18 protein-coding genes are annotated in these 14,542 nt (G+C 60.4%); 16 read left to right on the top strand and 2 right to left on the bottom strand.

Features of this window, described 5'->3' with window-relative positions; all coding sequences use genetic code 11:
• Positions 1 to 2: 2 nt before the first annotated feature.
• The 7 genes from INT39_RS15095 to INT39_RS15125 all read left to right on the top strand — a co-directional run bounded on the left by INT39_RS15095 (position 3) and on the right by INT39_RS15125 (position 5,289).
• Complete coding sequence (locus INT39_RS15095; protein WP_193074818.1) at positions 3 to 1,115, top strand: protein-glutamate methylesterase/protein-glutamine glutaminase; 1,113 nt, start codon at positions 3 to 5, stop codon at positions 1,113 to 1,115.
• Positions 1,115 to 1,855 (top strand): flagellar motor protein, encoded by a 741-nt coding sequence (locus INT39_RS15100; protein ID WP_193074819.1) that lies wholly within the window; start codon positions 1,115 to 1,117, stop codon positions 1,853 to 1,855. Before INT39_RS15095 ends, INT39_RS15100 begins: the two co-directional genes overlap by 1 nt.
• Positions 1,856 to 1,858: 3 nt before the next feature.
• Complete coding sequence (gene motD, locus INT39_RS15105) at positions 1,859 to 2,707, top strand: flagellar motor protein MotD (RefSeq protein WP_193074820.1); 849 nt, start codon at positions 1,859 to 1,861, stop codon at positions 2,705 to 2,707.
• Positions 2,708 to 2,738: 31 nt separating this feature from the next.
• On the top strand, positions 2,739 to 3,533 hold the full coding sequence (locus INT39_RS15110) for a ParA family protein (RefSeq protein ID WP_193074821.1): 795 nt from the start codon (positions 2,739 to 2,741) through the stop codon (positions 3,531 to 3,533).
• 98 nt (positions 3,534 to 3,631) lie between these two features.
• Positions 3,632 to 4,339 carry a CheW domain-containing protein gene (locus tag INT39_RS15115; protein WP_193074822.1) on the top strand — a complete coding sequence of 236 codons (708 nt, stop codon included), beginning with the start codon at positions 3,632 to 3,634 and terminating at the stop codon, positions 4,337 to 4,339.
• Between the two features lie 66 nt (positions 4,340 to 4,405).
• Positions 4,406 to 4,885, top strand: a complete 480-nt coding sequence (locus INT39_RS15120) for a chemotaxis protein CheW (RefSeq protein ID WP_193074823.1) — start codon at positions 4,406 to 4,408, stop codon at positions 4,883 to 4,885.
• Positions 4,886 to 4,890: 5 nt separating this feature from the next.
• Positions 4,891 to 5,289: a DUF2802 domain-containing protein gene (locus INT39_RS15125; RefSeq protein WP_193074824.1), complete on the top strand. Its 399-nt coding sequence runs from the start codon at positions 4,891 to 4,893 to the stop codon at positions 5,287 to 5,289.
• Between the two features lie 7 nt (positions 5,290 to 5,296).
• On the opposite strand, the gene INT39_RS15130 is transcribed toward INT39_RS15125, so the two are convergent.
• Both INT39_RS15130 and INT39_RS15135 read right to left on the bottom strand, forming a co-directional pair.
• Positions 5,297 to 5,581, bottom strand: coding sequence for an EscU/YscU/HrcU family type III secretion system export apparatus switch protein (locus INT39_RS15130; protein WP_193074825.1), 285 nt, complete (start codon positions 5,579 to 5,581; stop codon positions 5,297 to 5,299).
• Positions 5,581 to 7,227: a flagellar hook-length control protein FliK gene (locus INT39_RS15135; RefSeq protein ID WP_193074826.1), complete on the bottom strand. Its 1,647-nt coding sequence runs from the start codon at positions 7,225 to 7,227 to the stop codon at positions 5,581 to 5,583. Before INT39_RS15135 ends, INT39_RS15130 begins: the two co-directional genes overlap by 1 nt.
• A 153-nt stretch (positions 7,228 to 7,380) precedes the next feature.
• Between INT39_RS15135 and ccmA the strand changes: the two genes are divergently transcribed.
• From ccmA to ccmI, 9 genes are read left to right on the top strand one after another with little or no spacing between them, the layout of a single operon-like run.
• Positions 7,381 to 8,046: a cytochrome c biogenesis heme-transporting ATPase CcmA gene (gene ccmA / locus INT39_RS15140; protein ID WP_193074827.1), complete on the top strand. Its 666-nt coding sequence runs from the start codon at positions 7,381 to 7,383 to the stop codon at positions 8,044 to 8,046.
• On the top strand, positions 8,046 to 8,717 hold the full coding sequence (gene ccmB / locus INT39_RS15145) for a heme exporter protein CcmB (RefSeq protein ID WP_193074828.1): 672 nt from the start codon (positions 8,046 to 8,048) through the stop codon (positions 8,715 to 8,717). The genes ccmA and ccmB overlap by 1 nt, the downstream gene beginning before the upstream one ends.
• Positions 8,718 to 8,736: 19 nt before the next feature.
• Complete coding sequence (locus tag INT39_RS15150; protein ID WP_193074829.1) at positions 8,737 to 9,480, top strand: heme ABC transporter permease; 744 nt, start codon at positions 8,737 to 8,739, stop codon at positions 9,478 to 9,480.
• Complete coding sequence (ccmD, locus tag INT39_RS15155) at positions 9,477 to 9,644, top strand: heme exporter protein CcmD (RefSeq protein WP_193074830.1); 168 nt, start codon at positions 9,477 to 9,479, stop codon at positions 9,642 to 9,644. Before INT39_RS15150 ends, ccmD begins: the two co-directional genes overlap by 4 nt.
• Positions 9,644 to 10,108: a cytochrome c maturation protein CcmE gene (gene ccmE / locus INT39_RS15160; protein ID WP_193074904.1), complete on the top strand. Its 465-nt coding sequence runs from the start codon at positions 9,644 to 9,646 to the stop codon at positions 10,106 to 10,108. Before ccmD ends, ccmE begins: the two co-directional genes overlap by 1 nt.
• A gap of 12 nt (positions 10,109 to 10,120) precedes the next feature.
• Positions 10,121 to 12,094: a heme lyase CcmF/NrfE family subunit gene (locus tag INT39_RS15165; protein ID WP_193074831.1), complete on the top strand. Its 1,974-nt coding sequence runs from the start codon at positions 10,121 to 10,123 to the stop codon at positions 12,092 to 12,094.
• A complete protein-coding gene (locus INT39_RS15170) occupies positions 12,094 to 12,663 on the top strand; it encodes a DsbE family thiol:disulfide interchange protein (RefSeq protein ID WP_193074832.1) in 570 nt (189 codons plus the stop codon). The genes INT39_RS15165 and INT39_RS15170 overlap by 1 nt, the downstream gene beginning before the upstream one ends.
• Positions 12,660 to 13,133, top strand: coding sequence for a cytochrome c-type biogenesis protein (locus INT39_RS15175; protein WP_193074833.1), 474 nt, complete (start codon positions 12,660 to 12,662; stop codon positions 13,131 to 13,133). Before INT39_RS15170 ends, INT39_RS15175 begins: the two co-directional genes overlap by 4 nt.
• The gene (ccmI, locus tag INT39_RS15180; protein WP_193074834.1) at positions 13,133 to 14,344 is read left to right on the top strand and encodes a c-type cytochrome biogenesis protein CcmI; all 1,212 of its coding nucleotides are present in this window, start codon (positions 13,133 to 13,135) and stop codon (positions 14,342 to 14,344) included. The genes INT39_RS15175 and ccmI overlap by 1 nt, the downstream gene beginning before the upstream one ends.
• Positions 14,345 to 14,542 lie beyond the last annotated feature (198 nt).

Raw genomic sequence — 14,542 nt, forward strand, 5'->3', positions numbered from 1 at the left:
ATATGGTGGTCAAGGTGCTGGTGGTGGATGACTCCGGGTTCTTTCGTCGTCGGGTGGCGGAAATCCTCGGGGCCGATCCGCAGATCAAGGTGGTGGGTACGGCAACCAACGGCAAGGAGGCGGTTGAGCAGACCCTGGCGCTGCATCCTGACGTCATCACCATGGATTACGAGATGCCTGTGATGGATGGCATCACTGCGGTACGCCAGATCATGCAGCGTCAACCGACCCCGGTGTTGATGTTTTCCTCGCTGACCTACGAAGGTGCACGGGTGAGTCTCGATGCGCTGGATGCCGGTGCGGCCGACTATCTGCCGAAGAATTTCGAGGATATCTCACGCAATCCGGACAAGGTTCGCCAGTTACTGTGTGACCGGGTGCACGCCCTGGCGCGCAGCAATCGACGTTCGTTGGGTTTTTCTGCGCCCACCACGGTACCAGCGCCTGCGAAAGTAGCGGTGCCGGCGTCGTCCTCCAGATCGACGACTGGCTCAGTTGCGCCGCCGGTGCATGTCACCTCCGAACCGGCCCGACGCAGTCCGGCACCGCGCAAACGCGACTACAAACTGGTGGCCATCGGTACCTCTACCGGTGGCCCGGTGGCGCTGCAGAAAGTCCTGACTCAATTGCCTGCGGACTTTCCGGCACCGCTGCTGCTTATCCAGCACATGCCGGGCGCTTTCACCAAGGCTTTCGCCGAACGACTGGACAAGCTGTGCCGGATTTCCGTCAAGGAGGCAGAAGATGGCGACACCCTGCGCCCCGGCGTGGCGCTGCTCGCACCAGGCGGCAAGCAGATGATGCTCGACAGTCGTGGTGTGGTCCGTATTCTGCCGGGCGACGAACGTCTCAACTACAAACCCAGTGTTGATGTGACCTTCGGCTCCGCAGCCAGGGCACTGCAGGATCGGGTGCTGGCTATTGTCCTGACCGGTATGGGTGCCGATGGCCGGGAGGGCGCACGCATGTTGAAGCAGGCCGGCAGCTCAGTTTGGGCGCAGGACGAGGCCAGTTGTGTCATCTACGGCATGCCGATGGCGGTCGCCAAGGCCAATCTGGCTGATGGTGTTTATGACCTCGACGATATTGCTCGCTACCTGACCGAGCTGCGCTGATGGATATCCTCAGCATCATTGGCATGATCCTGGCGTTTGTCGCCATTATCGGTGGCAATCATCTGGAAGGCGGGCATGTCAGCGCGCTGCTGAATGGCCCGGCAGCGCTTATCGTCATCGGCGGCACTCTGGGTGCGGTCTTGATTCAGACGCCGTTACCGGTATTCAAGCGAGCGTTGGGGCTGTTCCGTTGGGTGTTCTTTTCCCCAGCCAACCCGCTGCGCGAAAGCATTGGCAAGATCGTCAACTGGAGCAATGTGGCGCGCAAGGACGGACTGCTCGGGCTGGAAAGCATCGCCGAAATGGAGCCCGATCCATTCGCCAGCAAAGGCCTGCAGCTGCTGGCCGATGGCTGCGAGCCGGATGCCCTGCGCAGCATCCTGGAAGTTGAGCTGGTCAGTCGCGAAAACAATGATCTGCGCGCTGCCCGAGTCTACGAAAGCATGGGCGGTTACGCGCCAACCATTGGCATCATCGGTGCAGTCATGGGGCTGATTCACGTCATGGGTAACCTGGCCGACCCGTCGATGCTCGGCAGCGGTATTGCTGTGGCCTTTGTCGCCACCATCTACGGGGTGGCGCTGGCCAACCTGTTGTTGTTGCCCATCGCCAATAAGCTCAAGGCGGTCATATTGCAGCAATCCTGCCACCGGGAAATGATGTTGGAAGGACTCCTGTCGATCGCCGAAGGGGAAAATCCACGCTCCATCGAAATGAAGCTCGAAGGCTTCCTGGACTGAAGCATGCGCCGTCGCCGCGAAGAGGAAGAGGTCAATAATGAACGCTGGATGGTGTCCTATGCCGACTTCATCACGCTGCTGTTCGCCTTTTTTGTGGTTATGTATTCGATCTCCTCGGTCAATGAGGGCAAATACAAGGTGCTCTCGGATTCGCTGATCGGGGCATTCAGCCAGACTGCGAAAACCATCGATCCGATCCAGATTGGCGAGCACATGCCACGCTCTGTGGTACCACTGCCGGAAACGGCACCCCAGGCGTCGATGGTCACGGCACAGACCGGCAGTAGCGGAGCGGCCAACGATCCGTTGGAAGACATCGCCGAGGCCATGCAGGCAGCGTTCGGTGAGCTGATCTCGGTGGGTGATCTGCAGGTGCACGCCAATGAATTATGGATTGAAATCGAGCTGAATTCGGGGCTGTTGTTTCCCAGTGGCGATGCGCTGCCGCTGGATGCCGCTTTCGCTCTGATCGAGCGGATTGCCGATATTCTGACGCCCTATGACAATCCGATTCATGTAGAGGGCTTTACCGACAACGTACCCATCAGCTCGATGACCTATCCCACCAACTGGGAACTGTCAGCGGCACGCGCCGCGAGTGTGGTACGCATGCTCAGCGCCGGCGGTATCGATGCTGCGCGGCTGGCTGCAGTGGGTTATGGAGAGCACCGGCCGGTTGGCGATAACACGACAGCGGCGGGGCGGCGGGCGAATCGCCGGGTGGTGCTGCTGGTATCGCGTTACACGGACACACGACATCAGAACCTGCAGGCTGGGTCTGCTGAGCTGCAGGGCATGCGTCAGGCGCGGGCCGAGACCGGTGATGGCAGCAGGATAAGTGGTACCAACTGATGCAACAGCGAATCGGCAGGAGCAATAGGTCATGAGAGTCTGGGCAGTAGCCAATCAGAAGGGCGGAGTGGGCAAGACCACCTCGGCGGTGGCCTTGGCGGGCCTGTTGGCGGACCAGGGTCAGCGCGTATTGGTGGTTGATCTGGACCCGCATGGTTCGATGACCAGCTATTTCGGCCATGATCCGGATCGCCTGACCAGCAGTGTCTACAACCTGTTTCAGCATCAGGGCCGAGTGCCGGAGGGGTTGGCTGCCGCCTTGCTGTTGGAAACCTCCCATGAAAATATCCGACTGCTGCCGTCCAGTACTTCACTGGCGACTCTGGAGCGTCAGTCTGCTGCTCAGGGTGGGTTCGGTCTGGTGGTTTCCCGTGCGCTGGAGCAGCTGCGCAGCCAATTCGACTTTGTCGTCATCGACAGCCCGCCATTGCTCGGGGTGTCCATGATCAACGCCCTGGCAGCCTGCGAGCAGCTGGTCATCCCGGTTCAGACCGAGTTTCTGGCCATGAAGGGATTGGAGCGTATGGTGCACACCCTGAACATGATCAACCGCTCGCGGCAGCAGGCGCTGCCGTACACCATAGTGCCCACCCTGTTCGATCGCCGGACCCAAGCCTCTCTGAATACCCTGCGCATGTTGCGCAAGGGCTACGCCGATCAGCTGTGGCAGGCCTATATTCCGATCGATACCAAGTTGCGCGATGCCAGTCTCGCCGGCATCGTGCCGTCGCGCCTGGAAAACAATGCCCGTGGCGTTCTGGCCTACCGAGCGCTGTTGCGCTATCTGCTGGTGCACGTTACCCCGAAACCCCAAGAGGTGGCCTGACACAACCGGCCTCATGCTCGGCGCGCCGCTGCCGATAAGCTGATTGACCCGGCGCGTGTGTCGGCTTTGCAGATTAGATTCGGAACCACAAACGACCCATGAACAACTCCTTGTCCGTACAGCATTACGTCCCTGAGCAGACCATTCAGTCCTACCTGGATGCGCTGCTGCAGGACGCCGCCGCGGAGCTGGCGCTGGCCGAGCAGACGCAGGCGTTGCCGGCGGACTCTGAGCGGGTGCCTGAACGGGTGCTCGAGCCGGTTGCCGCTGAAGTGCATGAGTCCGTTTTTTACAGTTTCACCGATCCACAGCCTGAACAGGCTGAGCCGGAAGTGGCACCCACTGCCGCCTGGCGTGACGCCCCCTTCGAGGCACTGCTGTTCGATGTCGGCGGTCTGACTCTGGCTGTGCCGCTGGTGTCTCTGGGCAGCATTCATTCACTGGACGGCCCGATCACGCCGCTATTCGGCCAGCCGGACTGGTTTCTCGGTATTCTGCCGACCCCGGTGGGCAACCTGAAAGTCTTGGATACCGCCCGCTGGATCATGCCCGAACGCTACAGTCCGGAGCTACGCGATAACCTGCGCTTCGTGATTTCCGTGCAGGGTCATGAATGGGGCATGGCGGTGCACGGTGTCAGCCAGTCGATCAAGCTGGATCCCGAACAGGTGAAGTGGCGGTCCGGTCAGGGCAAGCGACCCTGGCTCGCCGGTACCGTGATCGATCAGATGTGTGCATTGCTGGATGTTGAAGCGCTTGCGGAGCTGATCACTGCTGGCAAACATGTCAGTGCACGTTTAGGATGAAATACATTATCTCCCTGGTCGCGCCGCAGAGCCTGGCAGGGAATCATTGAGGTCGAGAGTAACAAGATGAAAGCCAACACCGCACAGCACGCCGACGATCCGATCCTGCAGTGGGTTACCTTCCGTCTGGATAACGAAACCTACGGCATCAATGTGATGCAGGTGCAGGAAGTGCTGCGCCATTCCGAAATTGCTCCGGTGCCGGGTGCGCCTTCTTATGTGCTGGGGATTATCAACCTGCGCGGTAATGTGGTCACGGTCATCGATACGCGCCAGCGCTTCGGGCTGATCCCGGCGCCGGTCACTGATCAGACGCGTATCGTCATCATCGAAGCTGATCGGCAGGTGGTCGGTATTCTGGTCGATAGCGTGGCTGAAGTGGTCTATCTGCGTCAGTCGGAAATCGAGACTGCGCCGAATGTCGGTACCGACGAATCGGCCAAGTTCATCCAGGGCGTCACCAACAAGGACGACGAGCTGCTCATTCTGGTCGATCTGGAAAAGATGATGACCGACGATGAGTGGGCCGAGCTGCAGGACATCTGATCCACATGGATGAGCGCACGCTGCTTCTGTTGTCGGGCTTGTTTCTGGGATTGCTGGTTGCCGCGCTGGTGGGTACGATTCTGGCTATTCGCCGGTTGGGCAGACAACAGATCGAGCAGGACGCACGCAATGATGTCCGTCTGGGCAAGCTCACGCAGAATCTGGCGGAGTATCAGCAGAGTCATATCCGCATGGGCGAAGAGTTGATTGCCCTGCGCAGCAAGATATCCCAGCTGGAAAACAAGCAGCAACGCTTTGAACAGCAGGACGTGCAGAGCATGCCCTACAATCAGGCCAGTCGCCTGGTCGGCATGGGTGCCAGTCTGGATGATCTCATGCAATCCTGTGGGCTGACGCGCAGCGAAGCGGAGTTGATGTTGAAGCTGCACGCTTCGAAGAACTGATCCTGAATTACTCGTCCAGCGCTACAAACCCCTCTGGCGTTTTGCCCTGCAGATGCCAGGCAAAGGCAATGATTTCAGCAATGGTGCGGTATAACGCCTCGGGAATCTGATCGCCCAACTCCATGCGCGTCAGCATGCTCGCCAGATCGGCGTTTTCATAGATGGGCACTTCATAGTCCATCGCCAGCTGGATGATCTGCTCAGCCAGTTCACCTTCGCCTTTGGCCGTTACAGTCGGAGCCTGCTCGCCGCCGTCGTAGAGCAGGGCAATGGCTTCGCGGTGTGTATTCATCAGGTTACCTCGTCTATCCAGCGTTGCTGTACCGCCTGCTGCGGCTCCGGTGGGCTGCCTCGATGGCAGCTCAGCTCGCCGACTTCCAATCCTCTGGTCAGCAGTCGATCACGCAACCGGTCCATTTGGTGGGTGATGCGCTGCAGAGTGTCGGCCTGCTCGGCCCAGAATTCGCTGCTGACACGGCCTTTGTACAGTCGGGCGATGGCCTGCAAAGGGCCAAGCTGGTCCAGGTTGAAGGCCAGGCGTATTTCCCATTGAGGTGCCTGTTCCGTCTGGCGGTCGTCCGGCGCGTTACTGTCGCGCTGAATACGCATCTGCACCTGGGTGAATTGCTGGCCATCACGCAGGGGGATTTCCAGCTGCCAGACCGTTTGCGTGCTGCCGTCGGCAAAAGCCTGGGTCTGGCCGAGACTCTGAAACTGATGGTGCTGGATGCGCGACAGCAGTGCGGCGGTCAGGCGTAGCAGGCTGCCCAGGTCAGGGGTGTCGGTCAGGGTTTGCAGTGCGCGCGGAGGCAAGGGGAACAAACCGGGTTTCGCCGTCAGGGCCGCTTGCCATGGGCCGGGTGGCAAGGTCAGGGCTTTGCTGGCGTCGGGTGGCAGATGCTGTTGCAGGGTGAGCAGCAGCGTCAGCAAACTGGCCTTGAAGTCCGCTCCGGGTAGCGGCTCGGTACCGGGTGGCGTTGCCAGACTGGATAGCAGTGGCAACAGGCGTGCCAGGGGCGGCAGAAGAGCCTGAGGGGGTTGGTCGGATGCTGGCTGCGCAGTTTGTGCCGTATTGCCGGCCTGCAATGCGCGATTCAGCTGGCCCAGCCCGGCTTCCAGAAACACACCGCTTTGGCGTATCGCCTGGGCGACCCCACTGGTGGTGCTCAGATGTTCAGGGGTAGTCACATGGGTCAGCGCTTGACGCATGGCAGCCTGCAGCAAGGGCGGCAGGTCGGGGAGGGCGGCCAGTTTATCGAGCATGCGCAACATGGGTTCGGCAGACGCTTGGGTCTGCAGGGTGGCGCGCATGCCCTGAAGCAGATCCAATTGGCGGATCTGCTCATTGCTGGAAGTGACACGCAGTTCTCCCTGGCCACCTACCTGAGCCGTCAACAGGCTGCCGGGTGTCGCTGGGCGAGCGCTGTGCAGGCTGAGGAGTGCGCCGGTAGCCGGCCCCTGCAGAACTTTGGCCAATACCGCAAACCGTGCCTGGTCGCTGCCGGCCTGCAATGTCTGACTGCTGATGATGCGCGCCTGCAGCACGCTGCCTTGGGGAAACAGCTGCGGATCCAGACGGGTGGCGACCTGCTGACCCGTGGGGCTGCCGGCTACGCTGTCCAGTATTGCCATTAACCGGGTGGGACTGACGGCCTGGACTGTCAGGCTGGTGCCGGGGGCGAGTGCCTGACGGCTGGTGACGCTGACTTCGGTCGGCGGGATGCCTGCTTTGGCCAGACGCAGCAGTACTTCGAACTGCCCGGTCTGGGCCTTGCTGCTGACGACCTCGGCGCGGGCACTTTCACCGGGGGCGAGGGTCGCTGCGGCAATCGGACGCAGCAGTTCCAGAGCCATCGCTGACGCAGCGGCAGTCGCGCTGGAAGGCCCGGTTCTGACGGTGTTGGCGGTTATGGGTGGCAGGTTCAGATCCGGCGTCATGTGTGTCACATATTGATGTAAATCAGAGCCCTCAGGGTAGGGGGCGTATGTATAATGGCGCCAGCAATTCTTAGGGGTCAGCTGGGTATTTCAAGGGTTCTGGTATTGACTGGTGCCTATAGCAGTATAGCGGCAGCGCGCCAGCAAACATGAATGAACGGTAACTCTCGGTTTGGAGCAAAGGTGAAGCCACTGCCTGTAGAGCTGGACAGTCTGGCGTGTGAGCGGGATCAGCGTGAGCTGTTTGCGTCGCTGTCTCTGCGGCTCGAACCGGGAGAGCTGTTGCAGGTTGCCGGCCCCAATGGTTCCGGCAAGACCAGTCTGCTGCGCATCATGGCTGGATTGCTGCCACCATCGGCAGGTGACATGCGTTACGGTGGTGAGTCGGTATTCCGTGGTGTTGGGCGAGAGAGCTGGCGTCAGCAGCGGCTGTATATCGGCCACGCACCGGCAGTTAAGGGTGCATTGAGCGCCGAGGAAAACCTCGCCTGGCTCTGCGCGCTCAGCAGTCCGGTGGAAAGCGATCGCATCTGGCACGCGCTGGAGCAGGTCGGCCTGCGCGGGTTTGAGGATATTCCCTGCCATAACCTGTCAGCCGGCCAGCAGCGTCGGGTGGCATTGGCGCGCTTGTATCTGGAGCAGCATCCAGTATGGATTCTGGACGAGCCCTTCACCGCCATCGACAAGGCCGGGGTTGCGACGCTGGAGTCACACATTTTGCAGCATGCGAAGCAGGGTGGTCTGGTGATCATGACCACCCATCACGGCCTTGAACATCTGCCAGGCGTGCGCTGCCTGGATCTGGGACAGGTAAACTGATGCGGCGGATTGTCTGGTTACTGTTCTGCCGTGAGTGGCGTCTGGCCTGGCGTCGACCGGGCGACCTGCTCAACCCGTTGGTGTTTTTTGCTCTGGTAGTCAGCCTGTTTCCGCTGGCCGTCGGGCCGGAGCCATCGATGTTGCGGAGCATGGCGCCAGGGGTGATCTGGGTAGCGGCGCTGCTGGCCACCTTGTTGTCGCTGGATGGGTTGTTTCGCAGCGACTATGAAGATGGATCACTGGAGCAATGGGTGCTGTCGCCACATCCGCTGGCGTTGATGGTACTGGTCAAGGTACTGCATCACTGGCTGATGTCGGGGCTGGCCATGGTTATTCTGGCACCCTTGTTTGGTTTGATGCTGGCATTGCCGCTGTCATCGCTGCCGGTGCTGGCAATGACATTGTTGCTGGGTACGCCGATACTCAGCCTGTTGGGCGCCGTGGGCGCCGCCCTGACGGTTGGCCTCAAGAGTGGCGGCCTGCTGCTGGCCCTGTTGATCCTGCCGCTGTACATTCCGGTGCTGATTCTCGGTACCGGCGCCATGGACGCGGCGTTGCAGGGTATGCCGGTAACCGGTTTTGCGCTGTGGCTGGGCTGTCTGGCGGTGCTGGCGCTGAGTCTGGCGCCGATCGCCATAGCCGCCGGTTTACGTATTGGGGTAAGTGAATGAGTTCATTAGCAGGTAACGCATGAATTGGAGCTTCTTTCATAAACTGGGTTCGCCCAAGTGGTTCTATGACATCAGTGGCCGCTGGCTGCCCTGGTTTGCCGTGATCGGCGTGCTGCTGCTGGTCGGTGGCTGCATCTGGGGGCTGTTTTTCGCGCCGCAGGATTACCAGCAGGGCAACAGCTTCCGGATCATCTACATCCACGTGCCGGCGGCCTTTGTCGCTCAGTCCTGCTATCTGATGCTGGCCACCGCGGGGGTTGTCAGTCTGGTCTGGCGCATGAAGCTCGCCGATGTGGCACTCAAGTGTGCCGCGCCCATTGGCGCCTGGATGACCTTTGTCGCACTGCTGACCGGCGCTATCTGGGGCAAACCGACCTGGGGCACCTATTGGGTATGGGATGCACGTCTGACGTCCATGTTGATTCTGCTGTTCCTGTATTTCGGCATCATTGCGCTCGGTCAGGCAATCAGCAACCGGGAAACCTCGGCCAAGGCCACGGCGGTACTGGCGATTGTCGGCATGGTGAACATTCCCATCATCAAATACTCGGTGGATTGGTGGAATACCCTGCATCAGCCTGCCACCTTCAAACTCACCGAAAAGCCGGCCATGCCAGTGGAGATGTGGCTGCCGCTGCTGCTGATGGTGTTGGGTTTCTATGCACTGTTCACCGTCAGTCTGCTGATGCGCATGCGGCTTGAGGTGTTGCGTCGTGAACACAAGACTCGCTGGGTGCGTGACACGCTGGAGAAATTGTCATGAGCAACCTGGCGGAAATGTTGGCGATGGATGGGCATGGTGCCTATGTCTGGTCGTCCTATGCCATAACGCTGGTCGTATTGGCGCTGAACGTGGTGCAGCCCTGGCTGGCCCGTCGGCGTCTGGTCAATGAAGAGGCGCGTCGTCGCCGTCGGGAGATGAAATGATGCATCCGCAGCGCAAGAAACGCCTGTTGCTGATTCTGTTGGTCGTGGTGGGTGTCTGTGTCGCCGTAGGCCTGGCGCTGAGCGCCCTGAAGCAGAACATCAACCTGTTCTATACCCCCACTGAAATCGCTACCGGGGTCGCCCCGCAGGATGCACGCATTCGCGCTGGGGGAATGGTGGTTGCGGGCAGTCTCAAACGGGCTCCGGACAGTCTGGAAGTGATATTTGCCGTCAGCGATGGCAATGAAGATGTGCTGGTTTCCTACGGCGGCATTCTCCCGGATCTGTTCCGCGAGGGGCAGGGTATCGTCGCGCTGGGGCGCCTGGACGAAAACCGCATGTTGATTGCCGACGAAGTGCTGGCCAAGCACGATGAGGAGTACATGCCTCCGGAAGTGGCCCAGGCGCTGGAGCAGGTCGAGCACATGAAAGTGGATGGCGTCTATACGCCGTCCTCCAACTGATCCGGAGGCAGAATGATTCCCGAACTTGGCCAGATTGCCCTGATCATCGCCTTGGTACTGGCGGTGCTGCAGGCTACCGTCCCTCTGTATGGCGCCTGGCGTGGAGATACTCTGGCGATGGGCTTTGCCCAGCCAGCCGCGCTGGCACAGTGTCTGTTCGTGCTGTTCGCCTTTATCTGCCTGGTGTATGCGTTCGTCAGCAATGACTTCAGCGTGACCTATGTGGCGCTCAACTCCAACTCTGCGCTGCCCTGGTACTACCGGGTCAGTGCGGTGTGGGGCGGTCACGAAGGCTCGTTGTTGCTGTGGGCATTGATTCTCGCCGGCTGGACCTTTGCGGTGGCAATCTTCTCCCGCGATCTGCCGGAAGAGATGCTCAGTCGCGTATTGGCGGTGATGGGGATGATCAGTATCGGCTTCCTGCTGTTCATGCTGATGACCTCCAACCCCTTCGATCGCCAGCTGCCGTATTTCCCGGCCGATGGTAACGACCTCAACCCGCTGTTGCAGGATTTCGGCCTGATCGTGCACCCGCCGATGCTGTACATGGGCTATGTGGGTTTCTCGGTGGCCTTCGCGTTCGCCATTGCCGCGCTACTGGGCGGTCGGCTGGATGCAGCCTGGGCACGCTGGTCGCGGCCCTGGACCATCGTCGCCTGGGCTTTTCTCGGCTTGGGTATCGTGCTCGGTTCCTGGTGGGCCTATTACGAATTGGGCTGGGGTGGCTGGTGGTTCTGGGACCCGGTGGAGAACGCCTCCTTCATGCCCTGGCTGGTGGGTACCGCACTGATTCACTCGCTGGCGGTGACTGAAAAGCGTGGGGTATTCAAGAGCTGGACGGTGTTGCTGGCCATTGCCGCCTTCTCTCTGAGTCTGCTGGGTACCTTCCTGGTGCGCTCCGGTGTACTGACCTCAGTGCACGCATTTGCTACCGACCCGGAGCGCGGGGTGTTCATCCTCGGCTTTCTGCTGCTGGTGGTCGGCGGCTCTCTGGCGCTGTACGCGGTGCGCGCACCGGTGGTCAAGAGCCAGATCGGCTTCGCCCTGTGGTCACGGGAAACCCTGCTGCTGGTGAATAACGTGATTCTGATAGTGGCAACCTTGATGGTGCTGCTGGGCACTCTGTACCCGATGGCGCTGGACGCGATTACCGGCACCATGGTGTCGGTGGGCCCCCCCTACTTCAATGCGTTGTTCGTACCCTTGATGGCCGTGCTCATGCTGGCCATGGGGGTCGGTGTACTGAGTCGCTGGAAGGACACTCCGGTCAAATGGCTGGTCGGCCAGTTGAAGTGGGTGCTGATCCTCTCAGCGCTCGGAGCCATCGCTCTGGCAGTATGGATTGGTGATCATCATCTGGCCGTGGGCAGCATGCTGTTCCTGGTGTTCTGGGTGACCGGCGCCAGCCTGCGTGACGTTCTCGACAAGACCCGTAACAAGGGTCTGGCGCGAGGCGTTCGAGCGTTGCCGCGCAGCTACTGGGGCATGACCATGGCGCATATCGGCATTGCCGTCTGTGCCGTAGGTGTGGTCGGTGCCAGCCTGTTCGACAGCCAGCGCGATCTGCGCATGGCGCCGGGCGACACGTTGGAACTGGGTGGTTACAGCTTCGTGTTCCAGGGCGCTACGCACCTGGAAGGTCCGAACTGGATTTCCGATGAGGGGCAAATCGAGGTGTTGCGCGACGGTCGTCGGATCACCGTGCTGAACCCTGAAAAGCGCCTGTACACCGTACAGAACATGCCGATGACTGAGGCCGGTATCCATGCCGGGTTCACCCGCGACCTGTTTGTTGCCATGGGTGAACCGCTGGAAAACGGTGCCTGGGCGATTCGCGTGCACATCAAGCCGTTCGTGCGCTGGATCTGGGGTGGTGGCCTGCTGATGACGCTCGGTGGTCTGCTGGCAGCCACTGACAAACGCTATCGGCTGAAGGTGCGCCAACGACGCACCGTGCCCCAGGCGACAAAAGGGGAGGCTGTCTGATGCGCAGACCCTGGATGCTGATTCCGCTGGTGCTGTTCATGCTGCTGCTGGCGTTGTTTCTGGTCACCCTGAAGGACAAGAAGACACAGCAGGATCTGGCTATTGACCCCAGTACGCTGCCCTCTGCACTGATCGACAAACCCTTCCCGGAATTCAATCTGAGTGCGGTGGAAGAGGGTGCGCCGGGGCTTACCCGGGCGGACATGCTCGGCCGGCCGGCATTGGTCAACGTCTGGGCTACCTGGTGCGTTGCCTGCCGCGTGGAACACCCCGTGCTGAATGCTCTGGCGGAGCAGGGCGTGATCATTCACGGTGTGAACTACAAGGACAATACCGTCGATGCACGGCAGTGGCTCAAGGAGTTTCACGATCCCTATCAGTTGAATATCAGTGATGCCGAGGGACGACTCGGGCTGGATCTGGGCGTCTATGGCGCGCCGGAAACTTTCCTGATCGATGCCGAAGGGGTGATCCGTTACAAGTTCATCGGCGTTGTCGATGAACGTGTATGGGAAACCCAGCTTGGACCGCGCTACCAGGCGCTGGTCGATGAAGGAGCTCAGCCATGATCCGCTGGTTAGGTGTATTGCTGGTATCGATGCTGGCACCGCTTGCGCTGGCCGCGGTGGATACCTTCGAATTTGACACTGAGGCGCAGCGTCAGCAGTTCTATCAGGTCAGTTCCGAACTGCGCTGCCCCAAGTGTCAAAACCAGAATATTGCCGATTCCGACGCCCCCATCGCCACGGACCTGCGCCGCGAGGTGCACCGCATGGTCGTTGAGGGCAAGGATGATCGTGAGATTCTCGACTTCATGGTCAGCCGCTATGGTGACTTCGTACGTTACAAGCCCGCCCTGACACCGGCAACAGTGGTGTTGTGGTTTGCTCCGGGTGCATTGCTGCTCGGCGGGTTTGTGTTTCTGATCGTTCTGCTCCGCCGCCGCCAGCGAGCGCTGCGTGAGTCTGCAACACAGCACTTGAGTCAGGACGAGCAACTACGCCTGCAATCCTTGTTGGAAAGAGAAGAAGACAGCTGATGACTGATTTCTGGTTGTATAGCGCGCTGCTGATGCTGGCGGGCATGCTGATTGTGGTCTGGCCGGTATGGAAAATGCGCGGTCAGAGCAAAGTTGATAGAACCGCTTTGAACGTGGCCCTGTATGAAGAGCGTGTGGCCGAGCTGGGGAATCAGCAGGTGGCAGGAGAATTGACCCGGGAGCAGCATGATGCGGCGCTGGAAGAGGCCGGAAAGCTGCTGCTGGAAGACACTGCTCGGGCAGATGAAGAGCGTCGCCCGCTGCGCCGCGGTGGCCCCTGGCCGCTGATACTGGCCGCCGGTGCCTTGCCCCTGGTGGTAATCAGTCTGTATATGAGTTGGGGTAACCCGGCTGGCGTTGCCCTGTTGCGTGAAATAAAGCACGAACCGGCACCGGCGAATCTGGAAGGTTATATCGACCGTATGGAGCGCATCACCGAAGTCCAGCCGGAAAACGGTGAAGTCTGGTACATGCTCGGTCGGGCTTATCTGGCGGACCAGCGTCCAGATAAATCGGCGGAGGCGTTTGCCAACAGCCTGCAGCGCATCGGTGAGCGTGCCGAAGTGCTGGCGCAACTGGCCCAGGCCCGCTTCTTTGCCAACAACAACCATCTCGACAGCGAGTCCGTCGCCGCGCTGGATCGAGCTCTGGAACTTAACCCCTACGAGCCGACGGCGCTGGGCCTGCTGGGCATCGCTGCCTTTGAATCCGGTGAGTACGTGGGGGCGATCAGCTACTGGGAGCGTCTGATGGCAGGTATGCCGCCGGACAGCGAAGGTGCGAAAGCCATTCAGGGCGGTATTGATCGGGCGCAGGAGCGTTTACAGGCCTCGGGTGCCGCTGATGTAGGTGCCGCTGTTGATCAGCAGGTACACGTCAAGGTGCGGATCGAACTGGCTGATGACGTGGCCGCGCAGTTTACGGACGATGCTGTGGTATTTATTTCCGCTCGGGATCCCGACGGCCCACCCATGCCGCTGTTCGCTCAGCGTCTGGGTAAGGGGCAGTTGCCGATTGAAGTGACGCTGGATTCCGGCGACGCGCTGATGCCCGGTGTCGAAATGCAGCAAGGTCAGGTCCTGCAGCTGAGTGCCCGCATTTCCGCAACCAGCGACGTCATGCAGGCAAGCCATGCAGCCCAGGCCATAGATATAACGCTCGGCGAACAGCCGGAACAGCCTCCCATCCTCCGGATCGACCGCGCCCTTTGACCGACCGCTGACTCCAGCCCCCGATCCCACCGCCGCGCAAACTGCCAGTCCGGACGCTGGAGCGTCCAAAGCGCGGTTCCCACGCAGAGCATGGGAACCATCATATACTGAGCGCTCTGCGTCCCGATCCCGCCGCCGCTCAGGCTACCAGCCCGGACATAAAAAAACCGCCGTCACAAGGACGGCGGTTCGGTCATG

The sequence above is a fragment of the Pseudomonas sp. FME51 genome (assembly GCF_014897305.1).